Below are 19,609 nucleotides of genomic sequence, written 5' to 3'. Positions count from 1 at the left end.
TCAGGCTACCGTGCGCAGGTAATCGCCGCGCAGGGAATTCGGGAAGGCCTCGGTGACCTGTACCTCAACGAACTTGCCGACTAACGAGGCATCGCCCTTGAAGTTGGCGACGCGGTTATTCTCGGTGCGACCGCTGAGTTCATCGGGGTCCTTGCGCGCGGGGCCGGTGACCAGCACCTTCTGCGTTGTGCCGACCATCGACTCGCTGATCGCCGCCGCCATCTCGCTGATGCGACGCTGCAGGCGGCTGAGGCGGGCCTGCTTAACGATGAGGTCAACGCTGTCCGGCATGTCCGCCGCCGGCGTGCCCGGGCGCGGGCTGTAGATGAAGCTGAAGGAATGGTCAAAGCCGATGTCCTCGATCAACTGCATGGTGGCCTCAAAGTCGGCATCGCTCTCGTTGGGAAAACCGATAATGAAATCCGACGACAGGCTCAGGTCCGGGCGCGCCTCACGCAGGCGCGCGATCAATGTCCGGTAGTCTTCACCGGTGTGATTGCGCTTCATCTCCGCCAGCACCTTGTCCGACCCAGACTGCACCGGCAGGTGCAGGTGCGAGACCAGTTCCGGCACATCACGGTAGGCCTCGATGAGGGCATCGTTGACCTCCTGAGGGTGCGAGGTCGTGTAGCGGATACGGTCGATACCGTCGATGGCGGCAACGTAACGAATCAATAAGGCCAGGTCGGCGACATCGCCGTCGTGCATCGGCCCGCGGTAGGCATTCACGTTCTGGCCGAGCAGGTTCACCTCGCGCACGCCCTGCGCGGCCAGACCGGCGACCTCGGCGATGACATCATCAAACGGCCGGCTGACCTCCTCGCCACGTGTGTACGGCACCACGCAGAAGGTGCAGTACTTGCTACACCCTTCCATGATGGAGACAAAGGCCGTCGGCCCTTCAGCGCGCGGCTCCGGCAGGTTGTCGAATTTCTCGATCTCCGGGAAGCTGACATCGATACAGGGTTTGTGCTGCTGCTCGGTCTGCCTGAGCATCTCCGGCAGGCGATGCAGGGTCTGCGGGCCAAAGATCATATCGACGTACGGCGCGCGCAGGCGGATGGCCTCGCCCTCCTGGCTGGCGACGCAACCGCCGACGCCGATGACCAGCTCCGGGCGCTCAAGCTTGAGCTTGTTCCAGCGCCCCAGCTCGGAGAAGACCTTCTCCTGTGCCTTGTCACGCACCGAGCAGGTATTCAACAGCAGCACATCCGCCTCTTCCGGCGACTGCGTACGCTCCAGACCGTGCGACTCGCGCAGGGCATCGGCCATGCGCGAGGTATCGTACTCGTTCATCTGGCAGCCGAAGGTCTTGATAAATAGTTTGCGTGTCATAGGGGCATTACATTGGAAAACGGGGGTGGAAATTAGCATTTTGGCTGGATTTTATCCAGTTAAATGGGTGTTTTGCTTCTTTATCATGGGTATTATTTGGGGGGTTATTTGGGGTTTTCCAAGGCGTTTTTTGTCCCCTCCCCCCCGGAGGGAGAGGGCTAGGGTTTTGTACAGGAAGTACTTATTTTGCGAAGCACATGGACGTGCGAGAGCATGAGAGGATATTATGTGCGCTGCGCACATGAAGATCCTGTAGGTCGGATTAGTGTTAGTGTAATCCGACATTTATGAACAAAAGGCTTTTAAGTTTTTAAGGGCAGCTGTTCTTTACACGCCCACCGGGCGCGTGTCACTTTCTTTGCTCGTGCAAAGAAAGTAACCAAAGAAAGCACGCCCCGCGATTTGCTTGTGTATTCAGTTATCACTGAATACACAAGTTCCCTCACTGCTCAGAAATGTCCGGCACGCGCAGAACTCACCCGTTTGCTTAACGGCTTACTGCGACTTCCAGTCGCGCCTACAAACGGCGTCGACTGCACGTGACTATCCGGCCATTTCCTGCGCGGCTCGGCTGCATCGAAGGGGTTTAAGAGCCAATTCAGCGTCAACGCTTTTTTCTAAAGCGCTCTTAGAATCCCGTTATTCCTCGCCGAGCATCGCAGACGAAGCGGGATCATAGCGAGCACTGTTTGAGCGCTAAAGAGTGCGGAGCACAGCGCGAGTTGCGCAGCGCCCGCTTCGGCGAGAAGCACAGGGAACCCGAAGGGCGGGGAATCCGGGTGTCCTTTCTTTTGGTTACTTTTCTTTAGACAAGTAAAGAAAAGTGACACGCGCCCGGTGGGCGTGTAAAGAACAGCTGCCCTTAAAAACTTAAAAGCTCTTAGAAAAAACTTCTCACAGACCCACTTCGTATTTCATTGTAAGTACCCTACTCCTCCGGAGTCAGGGTCGAGAAGGTTATAAATTTCAACTCTTGAATAAACACCTCGGGTAAGCAGATTCACCACTCATAAAACCTCTTCAAGGTTCATTATGAGTACCTCAACCACCTCCGATGGTTCGAGGCAAAAAAAGCCCGGCAATGCCGGGCTTCTCTCAACAACCAATTAAAACAACATTACAGTGAGCTACTAGCATCATATCCCGGCTCGGCCGAAATCTTGTGAATACTCAAATCCGCACCCTGGAACTCTTCCTCTTCACTAAGACGAATCCCGATCACCACCTTGATCACACCGTAAACAACAAAACCACCAGTAAGGGCAATGACCACACCAATGGCCGTACCGACCAACTGGGACATAAAGCTCACGCCACCCATGCCACCTAAGGCCTCAAGGCCAAAGATGCCGGCGGCGATCCCACCCCAGGCACCACACAGACCGTGCAGTGGCCAGACACCGAGCACGTCATCGATCTTCCAGCGATTCTGGGTCAGGGTGAAGGCCCAGACAAACATGCCACCGGCCACCAGGCCGGTCGCCAGCGCGCCCAGCGGGTGCATGACATCGGAACCAGCGCAGACGGCGACGAGGCCTGCGAGTGGACCGTTGTGCACAAAACCCGGGTCGTTCCGGCCGGCCACCAATGCGGCGAGGATGCCACCGACCATGGCCATGAGGGAGTTCATCGCCACCAGGCCGCTGACGGCCTCGATGGTTTGTGCCGACATGACATTAAAACCAAACCAGCCGACGGTCAGGATCCAGGCACCGAGGGCAAGGAAGGGGATGCTTGAAGGTGGATGGGCGGCGATGCGGCCATCCTTGGTGTAACGGCCCCGGCGGGCACCGAGCAGGAGTACGGCGGCCAGGGCAATCCAACCCCCGACGGCATGCACCACCACGGAACCGGCGAAATCATGGAAGTCGGCACCAAAGCTTTGGTTGATCCAGGCCTGCAGGCCGTAGTTGCCGTTCCAGACCATGCCTTCAAAGAGCGGGTAGACCAGACCAACGATAAAGAAGCTGGCCATCAGCTGCGGATAGAAACGGGCACGCTCGGCGATACCACCCGAGATAATGGCCGGAATGGCGGCGGCGAAGGTCAGCAGGAAGAAGAATTTAACCAATTCATAGCCATTCTTTTCTGATAAGACCCGTGCGCCATCGGTAAATCCCACACCATAGGCGACCAGGTAACCGATAAAGAAATAGGCAATGGTGGAGATGGCAAAATCGGTAATGATCTTGACCAGCGCATTGACCTGGTTTTTTCTGCGCACCGTGCCGACTTCGAGAAAGGCAAAGCCTGAATGCATGGCCAGGACCATGATCGCACCGAGCAAGATAAACAGTACGTCACTGCCTGCTTGTAAGTTTTCCATTGGGGGCCCCATTAACTGTCAATTTTGTATCGACTTTGGGCAAAAACTCTACCCAAGCTGATAATTATTGTAATTTCAGCGCATATTTTGATTTTGATTCACCCAGCGCACAATTACGATACATGAAGTGTAATAGTATATTTATTACCGGAAACGAATGCACTATTTTGGAACATTCAGACTTTTCCCTTTGAAAAGGTATAATGCACGCCCATGACAAGCAAGAATATCGACCCCCAGGCCCCCTGCCCGTGTGGCAGCGGCAAAAAACACGCCGATTGTTGCGGTCCATTACTGGCGGGCGCAACCCCTGCCGGCAGTGCCGAGGCCCTGATGCGCTCGCGCTTTTGCGCCTATTCGAGCGATAATTTCGACTACCTCACGAAGAGTTGGCATCCATCGACCCGGCCCCGCAAGATCGGCGACGATGGTGATGGCTTGGTGTGGACGACACTCGAGGTACTGAACACCTCGGACGGCCGGGAGGGTGACAGCACCGGTACGGTTGAATTCATTGCTCATTATCTTATCAACGACAAACACCCGGGCCAAATGCGCGAGGTCAGCGACTTTGTCTGTGAGGCGGGCCAGTGGTTTTATGTCGACGGCAAACAGCGCAAGGGCGAGCCGGTCAGTTCCGAAAAGATTGGCCGCAATGACCCCTGCCCCTGTGGCAGTGGCAAGAAATACAAAAAATGCTGTACGAATAAATAATTTATCTTATTCATCCCATTCCTCGAATTCCTCATGGACACCAACATGAACGCAGAAGATTTTGCCCCGAAGACCGAGATTGAAAAAAAACTCGTTGATGCCCAGGAGGGTCGCCTCTCCAGCGAGGACTTTATGCAGGAGCTGCTAGATGCCACCCTGTTCCTGCCGGTGTATGACGACAGCGTCAGTGGTATCCCGCTCTCGGACAAGACCCGGCCCATATCGATAGAACTCGAAGACGGCACCCAGATCATGGTCGTTTTCACCAGCCCGGATCGCGCCGGGGAATTTCTCGAGCAGGCCCCGGGGCAGTCTGGCGGCATTCTCGAGTCGTTCCGTTGGATCGTCGAACACGCCGGCACCGGCGTCGGCATCAGTATCAACCCCGGCTGGGACTTCGGCCTCGATATCGAACCGGAAATGGTTGCCCAGCTTAGCCCGCAGTAGACCGGTCCATGCCTGATCCTGCGGACTGGTTTGTCTACATTGTTCAATGCGCCGACCGCAGCCTCTATACCGGTATCACCACGGAGCTGTTACGCCGAATCGAAGAACATAACAGCAGCCCCAACGGTGCGCGTTATACACGTGCCCGCCGCCCAGTACAGCTGGTCTATTTCGAATGCAGCGACTGCCGTTCCACCGCCAGCCAGCGCGAACACGCCCTGAAGCGCCTTAGCCCCGCGGCGAAACGCCAGCTGGTCGTCGCCTCGGCCCGTGATTGCCAACAGCTTTTACAGGGGCTCTACCCCGAGGCGCCCCCCATCACCCCCCTCGCGGGCTGAAAAAGAGACCCCGTGCCGGCTAAAGTGTGACCCAACACCCAGTTTTGGCCGATATGCGGCGGATCACCTAACAATTTGTGCAAAGTGGTCGATACTTGTATGTATGAAGACACGGAAAACACATGCACTAATTCACATGCTTTTGGCAGGGCTGCTCTGGGCCATGGCCACCGCAACCGCGGCCGCTGAGCGTGAAGGCCTGTTCGAACTGCATATGGTGAGAATGGCGGATGGCCTGGTAACGGCCGAACCGAAGCTTTCTCAGCAGGAACTGGATGACGCCCTCGCCGAGTGCCGGCACCTGATCCACGCACGCAGTCACAGGCTGGAAGATTATATTGAAGAGAACCGTATCACGGCCAAGACCGGCATCGTCGCTGCAGTCATGCCCGGTGGACTGATCTACCTTGCCGTGCGCAAGTCACAACTCAACGATGCCAACGCAAAACTCGAAAACCTGCAGGCAGATATGGACAACCTGCAATCCGACACCCTCGCCCTGCACGTTGAGGAAGCTCCTATCCTCGTCGCACGTTTTCCTTAAAAAAATATTTTAAGACTTCTTTTCTAGCTACACCATCTGATATCAAACGCGCTTCTAACCTCAGGTCCGTTTGCGGCCATTAGCGGCCACTCAGAAACGAACACGCTGTGCGGCATGGCGCAGTGAACGTCAGAACGAGTGCATTGTTAGGTATATATTCAAATAAACTATTTGGCCAACAATATAGTTAAAACATTTCTTACTCTACTACCGATGAAACTTGCAATTAGCCACACCATGAAAATAGCGGCAGCTAGCCACAGCCATTCCCGATTTAAGAGATTGCTGCCACCTATTGATAGGATGCCGCCAAAAAGTAAACACATCAATATCGCAGGAGTACATATTGTCAATGTAGAGTGTTTTTTACGATCACCACTCAGTGCTGTTATGGCGCTAATCAATATTCCCTCGGCTAGCAAAGGAACCGCAAAGTTAGTATTCCCATTAAAAGCCATTGCAAAGATCACAAATGCCAGAGCCATTCCGACGATCGTTGATGTTACAAAGTAGAGCATTACTATTACCTACTAACAGTTTATTATGAGGCTGGCACGTTTATAGTGTTATGCGGATGGCACAAATAATGTGTTATCCCGCCAAATGTTTTAATAATACTCTCTATAATGTCGGTGAATTGCAAGAAAATCACTATCTCATAAATGGCCGTTTCCAGCATCAACCAGCCGACTGCGGAACTGTGGTGACCGGCTGCTTTGGGTCGGCTTCAGCCGTTCATTTCATTCTAGCCGATTCTTGCCTGATTATGTCGCTGATCGGCCAGTAGCCGACATTCAACACTCCACAGAAGAAGTGGGTTCATCGGATCCTCATTAAACCCATTTCAAAGTGACTTTCTTTGGGTCGTTCCCACTTACCACTACCCACCTTCTTGTCGTCGGTTGATTGGATGTAATCTCAATATGAGATACATAAAGCGGCTTGGGTGGATTGTAGCTCTGTAGAATCTCATTGAGCTTGGAGGCAATTTCATCTTCATGTCCGCTGAGGACTTCTTCTAATTCGTTCATTTTAAATCCCACCTTGTTAGTGATATTAGGCGAAAGTAGAGTATAGGAAGTGATCTTTCTGCGTTTTACATAAGGATTATAGTTTTACTACCCCATTATTAGTATAGGTAGCAATACGCATCATCAGGGATATTTCGTTCTAATTGAGATAGCTGCGAGAAGGGTATTAAGCCGGTTGTCACCATGTACGAATGACCGCTTTGGGTCGGAAACAGTCATCAGGGGGATATTACTTTTTGCCGATTAGCTCAATCTGGTAACCATCCGGGTCTTCGACGAAGGCGATGATGGTCGTGCCGGCATTCATTGGTCCTGCGTCGCGCAATATTTTTCCACCACGGCCACGGATCTCATCGGTGGCCTTGTAGACGTCATCGACCTCGATCGCCAAATGACCAAAACCCGAACCGATATCGTAACTACTCGTCTCCCAGTTATGGGTCAGTTCGAGCGCTGTGTTGTTTTTTTCATCCCCGTAACCGACAAAGGCCAGGGTGAACTTGCCCTCGGGATAATCTTTCTGGCGTAGCAGTTTCATCCCCAGCACTTCGGTATAAAAATTGATAGAACGTGGCAGGTCGCCAACGCGGAGCATGGTGTGTAAGAGTCGCATAACAAAACTCCTGTTCAGGTACGGATGCCGTGGCCCTTGTTCAGCAGGTTCAGGCTGTAGAAATACAGAATAATAATAAAACTGATAATAATGGCGTAGGAGGCCGTCAGGTTGATATCACTGACACCGAGAAAACCGTAACGAAAGGCGTTAACCATATACAGGATCGGGTTCGCCAGCGAGGCGGTTTGCCAGAATTCGGGCAACAGGCTGATGGAATAAAACACCCCGCCGAGATAGGTCAACGGCGTGAGGACAAAGGTCGGGATAATGGAGATATCATCAAAGCTCTGTGCATAGGCGCCATTGATAAAACCTGCCAGTGAAAACAGGATCGAGGTCAGGACGAAGACACTCAACAACACCCAGATATTATGTAATTGCAGGTCACTGAAAAAGAAAGACACGACCGTCACCACCATGCCAACGACGATGCCGCGCGCCACACCGCCGGATACATAACCGGTGAGGATGATATAATTCGGGACTGGTGAGACCAGCATTTCTTCGATGTTGTGCTGAAACTTCGAACCGTAGAACGACGACACCACGTTGGCATAGGAATTTGTGATCACCGACATCATGATCAGACCCGGGACAATGTAGTCTATGTAGCGAAAGCCTTCCATGTCACCAATCTGCGCGCCAATCAAATTGCCAAAAATAATAAAGTACAGCACGGTAGTAATTGCCGGTGGCAGCACCGTCTGCACCCAGATACGAATGAAGCGCAGGAACTCACGGATGACAATGGTTTTAAACGCGATATATTTCTCGACGCCGGTCATGAGGCCTCCTGGCGTGCGTCGCTGTTCTCAACCATTTCCATGAACAACTGTTCGAGGCGATTGGTTTTATTGCGCATACTCAGCACCTTGATGCCGTGTTCGGTCAGGTAGCTGAACAATTCGTTGACGGCCTGATCACGTGGCAATATGACCTCCAGCGTATAGTCATCGATAAGATGCAGCTCACAGTCCTTCACCTCGGGCACGCTGGTCAGCGGGTCCCCCAGGTCGAGGACAAAGGTCTCCTGCTGCAGGCGGCCGAGTAACTTGCGCATACTGGTGTTCTCGATCAGGGTGCCGTGATCAATGATGCCTATATTTCGGCACAGGCTCTCGGCCTCTTCCAGATAGTGCGTGGTGAGAATAATGGTCGTGCCGGCGGCATTAATCTCGCGCAGGAACTGCCACATCGTATGACGGATCTCGATATCGACGCCAGCGGTCGGCTCATCGAGGATCAGCAGGCGTGGCTCGTGCATGAGGGCACGCGCGATCATCAGACGGCGCTTCATGCCCCCGGAGAGATTCCTGGCCATGTTGTGGCGCTTCTCCCACAGACCCAGCTTGCGCAGGTAGCGTTCGGCACGTGGTGTCGCAACATGCCGTGGGATGCCATAGAAGCCGGCCTGGTTGATCAGGATCTCCTCGACCGGCTCAAAGACGTTGAAATTAAATTCCTGCGGTACCAGCCCGAGGTGGGTGCGCGCCCGGGGGAAATCGACATCGATATCATCACCGAAGATACGGATCGTGCCGGCGGTCTTGTTAACCAGCGAACTGATGATACCGATGGTAGTGGACTTGCCCGCGCCATTCGGCCCGAGCAGGGCATAAAAGTCCCCCTCGGCCACCTCGAGGCTGATGCCCTTGAGGGCCTCAAAGCCATTATTATAAGTCTTGCACAGACCTTCTATGTATAACGCCGTTGTCATCGTCACAGTCTACCACATGGCCACGCTCATTCAGCCCGCTTTGCATGACGAATACGCCAGCAACGGTGGATGTTAGTGCGTCGGGCAAAGTCCTCAGGGATTGTGCGTGATGAGATGTCTTCTATCTCGAAATCCTTTAGCGCCTTTTCATCGAGGCGGAATTTACGAAAGTTATTGGAGAACATCAACTCCCCCCCGGGGGCAAGGATAGACATGGCCGATTTGATCAGCATGACGTGGTCACGCTGCACATCGAAGGTCATGTCCATGCGCTTGGAGTTGGAAAAGGTCGGCGGGTCCATGAAGATCAGGTCAAACTGCTGGTTTTTATCTGCGGCGGCCTGCTCCAGCCACTCGACACAGTTGGCGCGTACCAGTTCGTGCTTGTCCGTATTCATGCCGTTGAGGACAAAGTTACGCCGCGCCCAGTCAAGGTAGGTCTTGGACATATCAACCGAACAGGTTTCTGTTGCCCCGCCGAGGGCGGCATGCACCGTGGCCGTAGCGGTATAACAAAACAGGTTGAGGAAACGTTTGCCATTGGCCTGTTCGCCAATCAATTTACGGGTAATGCGATGGTCGAGAAACAGGCCGGTATCGATATAGTCGGTAAAGTTCACCCATAACCGACACGGGCCTTCATGTACCTCATGAAAACGATGACTTTCAGAGACGCGCGTGTATTGCGCGCTGCCCTGCTGACGACGACGCTGGCGGAACCAGATATGCGCGGCAGGCACCTCCAGCACCTCAGTCAAAACCGAAAAGGCGGCTTGCAGCCGTTGCAGGGCAAGCAGGGGTTCAATTGTCGCGGGCGCGGCGTATTCCTGCACGTAAACATAACGCTGGTCACTGTGGTAAAGGTCGATGGCCACGGCGTATTCCGGCAGGTCGGCATCATAGACACGGTAGCAATCAATCCCTTCGCGCCCGGCCCAGCGCCTGAACTTTTTCAGGTTCTTGCGCAGGCGGTTGGCAAACATCGTCGCACCCTCGCGGTTCTGTTTTGCCTCAGCAGCATAGAGAAACAGCTGACACTCGAGCGGGCCGTTGAACAGATCAATGACCTTACGCGCAATGCCGCCCTGGTAAAGCATCATGTCCGGGTTGCCGGTAAACACCGCCGCCTGCCAGTGCGGTAGCTGCTTGCGTAATAAGCGCCCCAACTCGGCATGTAGCTCGCGCAGGCTGCCCTGGGTGCTGATACGTTCACCGTAAGGCGGGTTGGTGATCAGCAGGCCTGTCTCGGCCTCACACAGTGCAGCGGGCAGGCTGCCGGTCTCGGCCAACTCGCGGGTCTCGGCATGGATATGGGCCTGCAGACCGGCACGTTGAATATTCGCAATCGCCGAGCGTACGGCCTTCTTGTCGGCATCGTGTCCGCGGATCGGCCCCAGCGTAGCGAGGCCCTTTTCACGGCGGCTGTGTGCCTCGTCGAGCAGGCTCTTCCACAACCCGGCATCAAAATCACTACAGGCCTTCAGACCAAAATGATCACGCTGTAAACCCGGTGCAATATCGGCTGCCATCAGGGCGGCCTCGATGAGCAGGGTGCCGCTGCCGCACATTGGGTCAAACAGGGCCTGCTGTTTTGGCCAGCCGGCAAACATCAACAGCGCCGCAGCGAGATTTTCTTTCAGTGGTGCCTCACCACCCGCCTCACGGTAACCCCGCCGATGCAGGCTGCCGCCCGACATGTCCAGCGCTACCTGTGCGCTCTTACGCTTAATGAAGACATTGATGCGAATATCCGGCTGCTCGGTATCCACGGAGGGGCGCTCATCGTACTTGTCGCGGAAAAAATCCACGATGGCATCCTTGACCCGTAGCGCGGCAAAGTGGCTGTGATCAATGTCGGCCTGCACCAGCGTGCAGTCGACGGCGAAGCGCGTGCTCACCGGGAAGATCTTGTCCCATTCAATCTGTCGGGCACCGGCATACAGGGCATCGGTCGTCTCGGCCTTGAAGCTGTCAATCGGCAAAAACACCCGATTGGCCACTCGCGACCACAGGCAGATACGGTACAGGGCCTCCCGGGTGACCTCACAATCGAGCCCACCGGGCACCGAGGTCACCTCGGTGGCGCCGCAATCCTGACATTCCCGCTTGAGCAGACGAATGGTGCCACGCGGCGCACTGACAAAGATTTTCATGCTTTCACCTGAGAAAAATTGCGTCAATTATACCCGGCCACCCCTCCCACCGATACGAAAATCCGGAAGTGTGGGCGACTTAACAGTCCTTTCGTGAACACGGTCAAGGTCATTTTCCGGCCACTCGCCTAATATTAAAATTAGAGGTAAATCCATGCATCAGACAGCGCACCAACTTGACCCGGACAGCCTGCGCAGGCTGCAACCCCTGGGGTCATTAACGGAGACCGACCTACGTCGGATCTGCGATTGCGCACAGCTGCTCCATCTACAGCCCGGTGAGGCCCTGACGATGCAGGACCAGACACCACGTTTTCTTGATTACCTTATCAGTGGTGAGGTAGAGCTCTGTCGCGGGCGACATACCCGCCTGCGCATTCAACAGCACAGTAGCCAGGCCCGCCGTCCCCTGCATGACAGTCTGAGCCAGTACGAGCACATCGCGGCCCGCACCCGCTGTACCCTGTTGCGTATCGATCAGGAACAACTTGAGCGCCTGCTACAAAGCAACTGGCAGGCGGGGTATGACATTGAGGAATTGCATGTCGATAGTGACATGCATGCCATGAGTCACCTGTTACAAAACCGTTGCCTGCTGGCCCTGCCGCCAGACAATATCGAAAGTGTTATGGCACTGATGCAAAGTATCGAGGTGCAGGCCGGCGAGACCATTATCTGGCAGGGGGAATATGATGATGGTTATTATACCGTTCTCAATGGCCACTGCCGTGTCAGCCGTCGCCCGCACGCGCTGGGCGACGATATCCGACTGGCCGAACTTGGTCCCGGTGCCAGTTTTGGTGAAGAGGCCCTGATCACGGGCTCGGCACGCAATGCCACGATCAGCATGCTCACCGATGGTGTGCTCATGCGCCTGGATAAAAAATATTTCCTGCGCTATGTGGTCAACGAATTAATCCATTGCCACGATTACCGCGGCATGCTCGACAAACTGCGCCAGGGTGCCAAGTTGATTGATGTGCGCAGTGCGGATGAACACGGACGTAATGGCTATGGCCTGCATATCCCGCTGCCACTGCTGCGCCTGCGTCTGCAGAAACTCGGCAAAGGACGTGAGTATGTGTTTTGTTGTAGTGATGGGCAGCTGTCGACGGCTGCGGCGTTTATCGCCCTGCAGCAGGGCTTCACGGCCAGTGTCCTGAAAGGCGGGCTCCGGACGGTGCCACGTGAATACCTGAGCCGTTATTGCTGATTACCTATCGACCCAGTCGATACTGGATCATCTCGTAGATAAAACGTATGTCCTCCGGTGACTGATCGCGTTGCCATCAGTCGAGTTGGAGTTGCATGCGGATCATGGACATAAATTCCTGCAGGTTGAGCGGCTTGGTCAAATAGCCGTCAAAGCCCATGTCCAGTCCTCGTTGCACATCACTACTCATGGCGTTCGCACTGATGGCCACCACCGGAATGTGTCGGGTCTCTGTGCACTTTCTCAATTCTTCCAATGCCTGGTAACCGTCCATGCCCGGCAGGTTGATATCCATAAGGATCAAGGCGGGCTGACTGTTTACGGCCATCTCAATGCCATCTTCCGCCGTTTCAGCACCTGCCAATTCCACACTGGGGAACTGCTTGAGGATTTGATCCACAAGACGCATGTTCGCCGGGTTGTCCTCGACGTATAAAATCAAGTGCTTATCGGTCATAACAATTTTATTCACTTTATCATTATCATGTTATTGTCTCCCACTACCCGGTCAAGACTCTGTCCGGATCGTCTCCTCCGCCTCATCATAGTCAAGAGCGAAGAAAACTTCACACCCATCCGCTAGCCCGTGTTTTTTCTATGTGTATTCAAGTGCTTATTCATTCATCCGCCTGTCATAAATACCCTGTTATACTTAAGCTAATATGCAACCTTACCGGACGGCACCTTGCCAAGGCTGTGATAAACTAGGAACGAACACCGCCAGCTGAGAACGACTCCCAATGAATGCCCTACAACAAGCCATTATTGCCAAGAAAAATGCGCTTGCGACCATTGTTGATCAACCGCTAGAGGCGCTCGCCGCGCGTTGTGCCGAGGTCTGGCCGGATGCCGATGCCCTCGATGCCGTGCTCGTCGAGGGGCACAAAACGATCCCCTATGCCCACCTGCTGTTTACCCTGAATATTAACGGTGTTCAGTTAAGCTCGAACGTCGAGCCCAATAAGGTCGATACCGGCTGGCGCAACCGCGACCAGTCCAAGCGCCCCTACCTGATGAAGAACCTGCCCTATCGAGGGGTCATGTTGTCATCGGTCTACCTGAGTCTGCGCACCTTCAAACAATGTATTACGGCCCTGCACGCGGTGACCCGGGATGGCGAATTGCTTGGTTTTGTCGCCGCCGACTTTTCGGTCAGCGACCTGCCTGAACAACCGCTTGCCGATAAAGAGGAATTTCACTGGACCCAGTTTCGTGGTGACCCGGCCGTGCGCGGCACCGTCTTCCTGCAGCAGCGGGTCCCAAGCCTGTTTGACGCACATATTGATGAGGTGCTCGGTCTGATTGAAGCACTCATGACCGACCACGGGGTATTTCACAGCAAGGTGCACTTTTCCAGTGGCCGCTGTTCGTTGTGGTTGATGGATGACCCTTACAGTTATCGTATTCACAGTGTCGATGAGATCATCGATCCGGATATCTGCCTGGCCTACCCGTTATATGATTACCCGGTTGCGGCGAAGATCCCGCAGGAAAAAATCCATGATATTCTCGAACAGTTCAAAAAGCTGCGCTTTGCCGATGAAACGATCTACCTGCGCTCGAGTTCCATCAATATTATGAATGGCATCCTTGGCCTGACCTTCTCCTGTGATGGCTCGCACTACATGCCCTGGGACGAATTCCTTAGACGAGATATGGGCTTCTGGCTCGGTACCGGCAACACGAAATAAGCCTTATTCATCCGTATAGTGGATGTCGGTGATCACATAGTGCACCACCCCATCCGGACGCCGCACACTGACCTCGTCATCGACGGTCTTTTTCATCAGCGCACGCGCCACCGGCGAGTCCATACTGATCCAGCCCTTTTCCACGTCAAACTCGTCGGGGCCGACAATTCGGTAGGTCACCTGTTCACCCCGTTCATCTTCCAGTTCGACCCAGGCGCCGAAAAACACCTGTTGCGGATTGGTGGGCGGCCTGTCGACCACCACCAGTTCGTCGAGGCGCTTTTGCAGATAGCGGATACGCCGATCCATTTCACGCAATTGTTTCTTGCGGTAGATATACTCGGCGTTCTCGGAACGGTCACCCTCGGCAGCGGCGGCAGACAGGGCCGCAGTGACCTCTCGACGTTTCAGCCACAAGGCCTTGAGTTCCTCGTCCAGACGGTCATGGCCCGGTCGGGTAATATAGGCCGAGCTTTTCGGCTGTGGTGGACGGTAACGACCCATACTGACTCGTTTCTTCTTCGATAAGACGCCACGGGGAAAATGGTGGCTATGGGTGGACTTGAACCACCGACCCCAGCATTATGAATGCTGTGCTCTAACCAACTGAGCTACATAGCCATACAGGGAGAATCAAAGGGCAATGCCCTGAGAGCCGCGCATTTTCGGTGTTTGCCGTCGACTTGTCAAGCACCGTGCCCGTTGCCGGCACATCCAGATAAAGCATTTACTATTTTATATTCAATTGGTTAGAGCCACGAGGGCCTGCTCGCGGAGAAAAAACCCCGCCCCGGGCGCCAGGTTTATTAACTTCCCCGTTTTGATTAAAGTGATTAGCGTCGCCAGCACGATAAATGTAATGATGTCATCTATGCCTCAAACACCTGTACAAGCCATGGCCGCCCGTTACCTGCTGACAGTTTGCCTGGTCTTGTTCACCCATCAGGCCGGGGCTGGGCAGGTACACCAGTACACGGTCTCGGTCGTTCCACAGCAGGACCCCTTTGTCATACAACGCAACTGGAACCCCTTGCTCAAGGCCTTGTCACTACGCACCGGTATGCAGTTTACACTGCTCATTGCCCGGTCAATCCCGGAATTTGAAGTCGAGCTCGGCAAGGGTGTGGCCGACTTTGCCTATATGAACCCCTTTCATGCCATTCTCAGTCGGCAAGGGCAGATGGGCTATACGCCGCTGGTCTGTAATGGCAAAGAGGCATTGCACGGTGTGCTGGTCGTGCACCGGGACAGTGGAATCACGTCGCTGCAACAACTCGATGGTCAGGAAGTCGTCTTCCCGTCACCGAATGCCTTTGCTGCCTCCCTGTACATGCGTGCCCTACTTACCAACAAGGAAGGTATACACATCAAACCACGCTATGTCGATACCCATGCCAATGTCTACCGCAATGTCCTCTATACACGTGCCGTAGCCGGCGGCGGTGTTGACAAGACCTTGCATCAGGAAAACCAGGGCATGCAGAAACAATTACATGTGCTCTACAAGACACCGAGCTCGGTCCCACACCCGTTTAGCGCCCACACGCGTATACCCACCGTACTTGCACAACGTGTACAACAGGCGCTACTGGATATCTGGAAAGACAGGAACGAACGAGAACTGCTCAAGCGAGTGCAGCTAAATGCCCCGCGCATCGCTGATTACCAGCGAGACTATGCCCCGCTGGAGGCCCTGGGCCTGGAGAAATTTGCCCGTCGCCGGGCGACGCCTAAACGTTAAAACGAAAGTGCATAACATCGCCATCCTTGACGATATAATCCTTGCCTTCCAGGCGCCACTTGCCGGCTTCCTTGGCGCCCGCCTCGCCCTTGTACTTAATGAAATCGTTATAGGCAACGACCTCGGCACGGATAAAGCCTTTTTCAAAATCAGTATGGATCACCCCGGCGGCCTGCGGTGCCGTGGCGCCCACCTTGACCGTCCAGGCACGCACCTCTTTAACGCCGGCGGTGAAATACGTATGCAGACCAAGTAAGGCATAACCGGCACGAATCACACGGTTCAGGCCCGCCTCTTCCTGGCCGATCTCGGCGAGAAACTCCTGCGCCTCGTCATCTTCCAGTTCGGCGATCTCGGATTCAATCGAGGCACAAATGGGAACCACCGGTGCGCCTTCTTCTTCTGCAAACTTGATCACGGCATCAAGCAGCGGATTATTTTCAAAACCGTCTTCGCTGACATTGGCAATGTACATGGTCGGCTTTATCGTCAGCAGGTGCAGATCATACAGTTGCCGACGTTCATCAGCATCCAGGCCCATCGTGCGCACCGGTTTGGCCTCGTCGAGCTGCGCCTTGACCTTCTCCAGCAGCGCCACATACGCAGATGCCGTCTTGTCACCGGACTTGGCGACCTTTTGCGCCTTGTTGATGGCCTTCTCGACACTGTCCATATCAGCCAGTGCCAGTTCGGTATTGATGATTTCAATATCAGACAGAGGGTCGACCTTGGCATCACCATGACGCAGAACATCAACATCTTCAAAACAACGCACCACATGGGCGATGGCATCGGTCTCACGAATGTTGGCAAGAAACTTGTTACCCAGGCCTTCACCTTTCGAGGCCCCGGCAACCAGCCCGGCGATATCAACAAACTCCATAGTCGTTGGCAGGATACGCTCGGGTGATACCAGTTCGGCCAGTTTATCCTGGCGCGCGTCGGGTACCGGCACGACACCAACATTCGGTTCAATGGTGCAGAATGGATAGTTCTCGGCCTGGATACCGGCCTTGGTCAGTGCGTTGAACAGGGTCGATTTGCCAACATTTGGCAGACCCACGATGCCACATTTAATACCCATTACTTATCTCCGCAGACGGCTCAGTCTCATCTGTATCTTTGTTATTCAATGCAGCTCGCGCATGGCCTTCTCAACGTCGCCATCGAGCAAAGCCGACATGATACGCTGTGCCTCGTAAACGGCATCATCTATCGCCTGTCGATCGGCATTTGATGGCCGCGTCAGCACAAAGTCAGACACCTGTTTTGCATTGCCGGGATGACCAATGCCGATACGCAGACGTAAAAACTCTTTACTGCCCATCGCACTGATAATATCGCGCAGGCCATTATGCCCTGCATGTCCGCCGCCACGCTTGAGCTTGACCACACCGGGGTCAAAGTCCAGTTCATCGTGGGCAACTAATATTTCTTCGACAGGGATCTTGTAGTAACTAGCCAGTGCAGAAACAGACTGACCACTGCGGTTCATAAAGGTGTCCGGCTTCAGCAGCCAGACGGTATTACCGTGCAGGTCGGCTTTACCGACCAGACCATGAAACTTAGTGTCTTTACGTAACTCGACACCGGCCTGACGGGCAAGCTCGTCTATAAACCAGAAACCGGCATTGTGCCGCGTCGCTTCGTATTCAGTCCCGGGATTGCCGAGCCCAACGATAAGCGTAATACGCGACATCAATGCCGGTCCTGAATGCTATGCGATAGCTACGTAAATTATTCCGGAGCTTCTTCGCCTTCAGCAGCCTCTTCACCACCCTCGATGGCCTCTTCTTCCTCTTCAATAGCAACAACACGCGGCATGTGAATACTGACCACAGGCTGATCGTGGCCTTCTCCAAGAGCAAGCTGCACCAGCTCAACACCTTCTGGCAGAACCAGGTCCGACAGGTGCAGGGCGTGACCGACTTCAAGCGCCGCCACGTCTACGCTGATGTATTCAGGCAGGTCCTTGGCCAGACAAGAAATTTCTACATCGGTGGCGTTGTGAGAAACCTGACCACCCTGTTCCTTGACACCCACGGCCTCTTCTTCATTTTCGAAGTGCAGTGGTACATTCATGTGGATCTTTTCGGTTGCACTGACACGCTGGAAGTCGGCATGCATTACCCTTGGCTTGGATGGGTGACGCTGCAGGTCACGCATAATGGCCTTCTCGCCCTTGCCATCGACTTTAATGGTGAGGATGTGTGAATAAAAGGCTTCGTTTTCCAGTGCGTGAAAAAGCTTGTCATGTTCCATCGTCAGTGAAACCGGATCCTTACCGCCACCATAGATAACGGCCGGGACCTTGTTCGCGTGACGCAGGCGGCGGCTCGCACCTTTCCCTACATCAGTACGAACTTCTGCATTTAGCTCAAAAGTTACGCTCATTGGTATTACTCCTGTTTACGTTAAAACGTCTCACCACCATGATGAAAACGTACGCTTCCCCGCGACCAGAGAAAGCGGTTGCCCTGAACCTTCGGCATGAAGGTTAGGGTTGCCTCGACCCAATTTGGGTGAGGTATTCATAATGAACGCTGTAAGCGTTCTATGAGACAACACAATGAACCCGAAGGGTTCTGTGAGTCTATCGTTAGTCCATATACATGGAACTAACGGATTCTTCGTTACTGATACGACGCATCGTCTCAGCCAGCATTGTCGCGATACTCAGCTGACGAATACGTGAACAATTCCGTGCGGACTCACTCAGTGGCAATGTGTCTGTCACCACCAACTCATCGAGTTGCGAGGCCTCGATATTGGCGACTGCCGGGCCCGACAATACCGGGTGCGTACAGTAGGCGGCGACACGTGAAGCACCATGTTCTTTCAGAGCATCAGCGGCCTTGCACAAGGTACCCGCGGTATCGACCATATCATCGACCAGCACGCAACTGCGGCCCTCGACATCACCGATAATATTCATCACCTTGGCCACGTTTGCCTTCGGCCGACGCTTGTCGATAATGGCCAGGTCAGCATCATCCAGGCGCTTGGCGATCGCGCGTGCACGCACCACACCACCAACATCCGGCGATACGACCATCAGGTCATTGCCGTTAGTTTTCCAGACATCGCCCAGTAAAATCGGTGAGGCATAAACATTATCCACCGGGATATCAAAGAACCCCTGGATTTGATCGGCGTGCAGGTCAATGGTTAAGACGCGATCGGCACCCGCCGCCGTGATCATGTTCGCGACCAGCTTGGCCGTGATCGAGACCCGCGCCGAGCGTGGACGACGATCCTGACGTGCATAACCGAAATACGGCATCACCGCCGTGATACGACGCGCGGAGGAACGACGCATCGCATCGATCATAACCAATAACTCCATCAGGTTGTCATTGGTCGGCGCGCCTGTCGGCTGCACGATGAAGATGTCCTTACCTCGCACATCCTCTTCAATCTCGCAGGAGACCTCACCATCACTGAACTGGCCAACATGCATCTTGCCCAGCGGCATCTGCAGGTGTCTCACGATCGAGCTCACCAGTTCAGGGTGGGCATTACCGGCAAAGACCATCATCGCGCTTTCGGGCACAATACACCTCAATTCTTCGGCTCAGCAGACTACCGCCCCGTGCGGTATGCCTTAATATATGGCTGGGGCGGCAGGATTCGAACCTGCGTATGTCGGGATCAAAACCCGATGCCTAGCCTCTTGGCGACGCCCCAATAATTCTAATGATGATTTATGCATGCTGATTGATGAATTAAACTTGTCATTCATC

General features: G+C 54.2%; 21 protein-coding genes and 2 tRNA genes. 7 read left to right on the top strand and 16 right to left on the bottom strand.

Annotated elements, in window-relative coordinates:
- Both miaB and EL386_RS02890 read right to left on the bottom strand, forming a co-directional pair.
- Entirely contained in the window at positions 1–1,335 is a 1,335-nt protein-coding gene (miaB, locus tag EL386_RS02900) for a tRNA (N6-isopentenyl adenosine(37)-C2)-methylthiotransferase MiaB (RefSeq protein WP_126453166.1), read from the bottom strand.
- Between the two features lie 1,117 nt (positions 1,336–2,452).
- Positions 2,453–3,661: an ammonium transporter gene (locus EL386_RS02890; protein ID WP_126453160.1), complete on the bottom strand. Its 1,209-nt coding sequence runs from the start codon at positions 3,659–3,661 to the stop codon at positions 2,453–2,455.
- A gap of 213 nt (positions 3,662–3,874) precedes the next feature.
- Between EL386_RS02890 and EL386_RS02885 the strand changes: the two genes are divergently transcribed.
- The 4 genes from EL386_RS02885 to EL386_RS02870 all read left to right on the top strand — a co-directional run bounded on the left by EL386_RS02885 (position 3,875) and on the right by EL386_RS02870 (position 5,704).
- The gene (locus EL386_RS02885; RefSeq protein WP_126453157.1) at positions 3,875–4,375 is read left to right on the top strand and encodes a YchJ family protein; all 501 of its coding nucleotides are present in this window, start codon (positions 3,875–3,877) and stop codon (positions 4,373–4,375) included.
- A 45-nt stretch (positions 4,376–4,420) separates the two neighbouring features.
- On the top strand, positions 4,421–4,822 hold the full coding sequence (locus tag EL386_RS02880; RefSeq protein ID WP_172597592.1) for an SseB family protein: 402 nt from the start codon (positions 4,421–4,423) through the stop codon (positions 4,820–4,822).
- Positions 4,823–4,830: 8 nt separating this feature from the next.
- The gene (locus EL386_RS02875; RefSeq protein WP_126453151.1) at positions 4,831–5,160 is read left to right on the top strand and encodes a GIY-YIG nuclease family protein; all 330 of its coding nucleotides are present in this window, start codon (positions 4,831–4,833) and stop codon (positions 5,158–5,160) included.
- A 163-nt stretch (positions 5,161–5,323) separates the two neighbouring features.
- On the top strand, positions 5,324–5,704 hold the full coding sequence (locus EL386_RS02870) for a hypothetical protein (protein WP_126453148.1): 381 nt from the start codon (positions 5,324–5,326) through the stop codon (positions 5,702–5,704).
- Positions 5,705–5,871: 167 nt separating this feature from the next.
- Here EL386_RS02870 and EL386_RS02865 read toward each other — a convergent pair whose 3' ends face one another.
- From EL386_RS02865 to rlmKL, 6 genes are all read right to left on the bottom strand, one after another.
- Positions 5,872–6,222, bottom strand: coding sequence for a hypothetical protein (locus tag EL386_RS02865; protein ID WP_126453145.1), 351 nt, complete (start codon positions 6,220–6,222; stop codon positions 5,872–5,874).
- A gap of 315 nt (positions 6,223–6,537) precedes the next feature.
- Positions 6,538–6,735: a hypothetical protein gene (locus EL386_RS02860; RefSeq protein WP_126453142.1), complete on the bottom strand. Its 198-nt coding sequence runs from the start codon at positions 6,733–6,735 to the stop codon at positions 6,538–6,540.
- A 229-nt stretch (positions 6,736–6,964) separates the two neighbouring features.
- Positions 6,965–7,348, bottom strand: coding sequence for a lactoylglutathione lyase (gene gloA, locus EL386_RS02855; protein WP_126453139.1), 384 nt, complete (start codon positions 7,346–7,348; stop codon positions 6,965–6,967).
- Positions 7,349–7,362: 14 nt separating this feature from the next.
- Complete coding sequence (locus EL386_RS02850; RefSeq protein ID WP_126453136.1) at positions 7,363–8,136, bottom strand: ABC transporter permease; 774 nt, start codon at positions 8,134–8,136, stop codon at positions 7,363–7,365.
- Entirely contained in the window at positions 8,133–9,068 is a 936-nt protein-coding gene (locus EL386_RS02845) for an ABC transporter ATP-binding protein (protein WP_126453133.1), read from the bottom strand. The genes EL386_RS02850 and EL386_RS02845 overlap by 4 nt, the downstream gene beginning before the upstream one ends.
- A gap of 26 nt (positions 9,069–9,094) precedes the next feature.
- Positions 9,095–11,221 (bottom strand): bifunctional 23S rRNA (guanine(2069)-N(7))-methyltransferase RlmK/23S rRNA (guanine(2445)-N(2))-methyltransferase RlmL, encoded by a 2,127-nt coding sequence (gene rlmKL, locus EL386_RS02840; RefSeq protein ID WP_126453130.1) that lies wholly within the window; start codon positions 11,219–11,221, stop codon positions 9,095–9,097.
- A 154-nt stretch (positions 11,222–11,375) separates the two neighbouring features.
- Between rlmKL and EL386_RS02835 the strand changes: the two genes are divergently transcribed.
- Complete coding sequence (locus EL386_RS02835; RefSeq protein ID WP_126453127.1) at positions 11,376–12,434, top strand: cyclic nucleotide-binding domain-containing protein; 1,059 nt, start codon at positions 11,376–11,378, stop codon at positions 12,432–12,434.
- A gap of 76 nt (positions 12,435–12,510) precedes the next feature.
- Here EL386_RS02835 and EL386_RS02830 read toward each other — a convergent pair whose 3' ends face one another.
- Positions 12,511–12,891, bottom strand: a complete 381-nt coding sequence (locus EL386_RS02830) for a response regulator (protein WP_126453124.1) — start codon at positions 12,889–12,891, stop codon at positions 12,511–12,513.
- A gap of 283 nt (positions 12,892–13,174) precedes the next feature.
- Here EL386_RS02830 and EL386_RS02825 point away from each other — a divergent pair, with 283 nt between their 5' ends.
- Complete coding sequence (locus tag EL386_RS02825; protein ID WP_126453122.1) at positions 13,175–14,125, top strand: PDC sensor domain-containing protein; 951 nt, start codon at positions 13,175–13,177, stop codon at positions 14,123–14,125.
- 3 nt (positions 14,126–14,128) lie between these two features.
- Here the strand turns inward: EL386_RS02825 and greB are convergent, their stop codons facing one another.
- Both greB and EL386_RS02815 read right to left on the bottom strand, forming a co-directional pair.
- The gene (gene greB / locus EL386_RS02820) at positions 14,129–14,629 is read right to left on the bottom strand and encodes a transcription elongation factor GreB (RefSeq protein WP_126453119.1); all 501 of its coding nucleotides are present in this window, start codon (positions 14,627–14,629) and stop codon (positions 14,129–14,131) included.
- A gap of 40 nt (positions 14,630–14,669) precedes the next feature.
- A tRNA-Met gene (locus EL386_RS02815) sits at positions 14,670–14,746 on the bottom strand.
- A gap of 250 nt (positions 14,747–14,996) precedes the next feature.
- Between EL386_RS02815 and EL386_RS02810 the strand changes: the two genes are divergently transcribed.
- Complete coding sequence (locus EL386_RS02810; RefSeq protein WP_172597591.1) at positions 14,997–15,866, top strand: phosphate/phosphite/phosphonate ABC transporter substrate-binding protein; 870 nt, start codon at positions 14,997–14,999, stop codon at positions 15,864–15,866.
- On the opposite strand, the gene ychF is transcribed toward EL386_RS02810, so the two are convergent.
- From ychF to EL386_RS02785, 5 genes are all read right to left on the bottom strand, one after another.
- Complete coding sequence (gene ychF / locus EL386_RS02805) at positions 15,856–16,950, bottom strand: redox-regulated ATPase YchF (protein WP_126453113.1); 1,095 nt, start codon at positions 16,948–16,950, stop codon at positions 15,856–15,858. The two genes, EL386_RS02810 and ychF, sit on opposite strands and share 11 nt — an antisense overlap.
- Positions 16,951–16,995: 45 nt before the next feature.
- The gene (pth, locus tag EL386_RS02800; RefSeq protein ID WP_476756004.1) at positions 16,996–17,568 is read right to left on the bottom strand and encodes an aminoacyl-tRNA hydrolase; all 573 of its coding nucleotides are present in this window, start codon (positions 17,566–17,568) and stop codon (positions 16,996–16,998) included.
- Positions 17,569–17,603: 35 nt separating this feature from the next.
- Positions 17,604–18,260 (bottom strand): 50S ribosomal protein L25/general stress protein Ctc, encoded by a 657-nt coding sequence (locus EL386_RS02795; protein ID WP_126453107.1) that lies wholly within the window; start codon positions 18,258–18,260, stop codon positions 17,604–17,606.
- A gap of 205 nt (positions 18,261–18,465) precedes the next feature.
- Positions 18,466–19,404, bottom strand: a complete 939-nt coding sequence (locus EL386_RS02790; protein ID WP_420856728.1) for a ribose-phosphate diphosphokinase — start codon at positions 19,402–19,404, stop codon at positions 18,466–18,468.
- A gap of 74 nt (positions 19,405–19,478) precedes the next feature.
- Positions 19,479–19,553: transfer RNA gene (locus EL386_RS02785), tRNA-Gln, on the bottom strand.
- Positions 19,554–19,609: the final 56 nt, after the last annotated feature.

It is taken from the genome of Sulfuriflexus mobilis (assembly GCF_003967195.1).
Taxonomy (GTDB): domain Bacteria; phylum Pseudomonadota; class Gammaproteobacteria; order AKS1; family AKS1; genus Sulfuriflexus; species Sulfuriflexus mobilis.
This window is presented reverse-complemented; position numbering and strand designations above follow the sequence as displayed.

Bases quoted from the DNA above. Each gene is read 5' to 3' on its own strand.
- miaB (WP_126453166.1), bottom strand. From the start codon at position 1,335: ATGACACGCAAACTATTTATCAAGACCTTCGGCTGCCAGATGAACGAG.
- EL386_RS02890 (WP_126453160.1), bottom strand. From the start codon at position 3,661: ATGGAAAACTTACAAGCAGGCAGTGACGTACTGTTTATCTTGCTCGGT.
- EL386_RS02885 (WP_126453157.1), top strand. From the start codon at position 3,875: ATGACAAGCAAGAATATCGACCCCCAGGCCCCCTGCCCGTGTGGCAGC.
- EL386_RS02880 (WP_172597592.1), top strand. From the start codon at position 4,421: ATGAACGCAGAAGATTTTGCCCCGAAGACCGAGATTGAAAAAAAACTC.
- EL386_RS02875 (WP_126453151.1), top strand. From the start codon at position 4,831: ATGCCTGATCCTGCGGACTGGTTTGTCTACATTGTTCAATGCGCCGAC.
- EL386_RS02870 (WP_126453148.1), top strand. From the start codon at position 5,324: ATGGCCACCGCAACCGCGGCCGCTGAGCGTGAAGGCCTGTTCGAACTG.
- EL386_RS02865 (WP_126453145.1), bottom strand. From the start codon at position 6,222: ATGCTCTACTTTGTAACATCAACGATCGTCGGAATGGCTCTGGCATTT.
- EL386_RS02860 (WP_126453142.1), bottom strand. From the start codon at position 6,735: ATGAACGAATTAGAAGAAGTCCTCAGCGGACATGAAGATGAAATTGCC.
- gloA (WP_126453139.1), bottom strand. From the start codon at position 7,348: ATGCGACTCTTACACACCATGCTCCGCGTTGGCGACCTGCCACGTTCT.
- EL386_RS02850 (WP_126453136.1), bottom strand. From the start codon at position 8,136: ATGACCGGCGTCGAGAAATATATCGCGTTTAAAACCATTGTCATCCGT.
- EL386_RS02845 (WP_126453133.1), bottom strand. From the start codon at position 9,068: ATGACAACGGCGTTATACATAGAAGGTCTGTGCAAGACTTATAATAAT.
- rlmKL (WP_126453130.1), bottom strand. From the start codon at position 11,221: ATGAAAATCTTTGTCAGTGCGCCGCGTGGCACCATTCGTCTGCTCAAG.
- EL386_RS02835 (WP_126453127.1), top strand. From the start codon at position 11,376: ATGCATCAGACAGCGCACCAACTTGACCCGGACAGCCTGCGCAGGCTG.
- EL386_RS02830 (WP_126453124.1), bottom strand. From the start codon at position 12,891: ATGACCGATAAGCACTTGATTTTATACGTCGAGGACAACCCGGCGAAC.
- EL386_RS02825 (WP_126453122.1), top strand. From the start codon at position 13,175: ATGAATGCCCTACAACAAGCCATTATTGCCAAGAAAAATGCGCTTGCG.
- greB (WP_126453119.1), bottom strand. From the start codon at position 14,629: ATGGGTCGTTACCGTCCACCACAGCCGAAAAGCTCGGCCTATATTACC.
- EL386_RS02810 (WP_172597591.1), top strand. From the start codon at position 14,997: ATGCCTCAAACACCTGTACAAGCCATGGCCGCCCGTTACCTGCTGACA.
- ychF (WP_126453113.1), bottom strand. From the start codon at position 16,950: ATGGGTATTAAATGTGGCATCGTGGGTCTGCCAAATGTTGGCAAATCG.
- EL386_RS02795 (WP_126453107.1), bottom strand. From the start codon at position 18,260: ATGAGCGTAACTTTTGAGCTAAATGCAGAAGTTCGTACTGATGTAGGG.
- EL386_RS02790 (WP_420856728.1), bottom strand. From the start codon at position 19,404: ATGATGGTCTTTGCCGGTAATGCCCACCCTGAACTGGTGAGCTCGATC.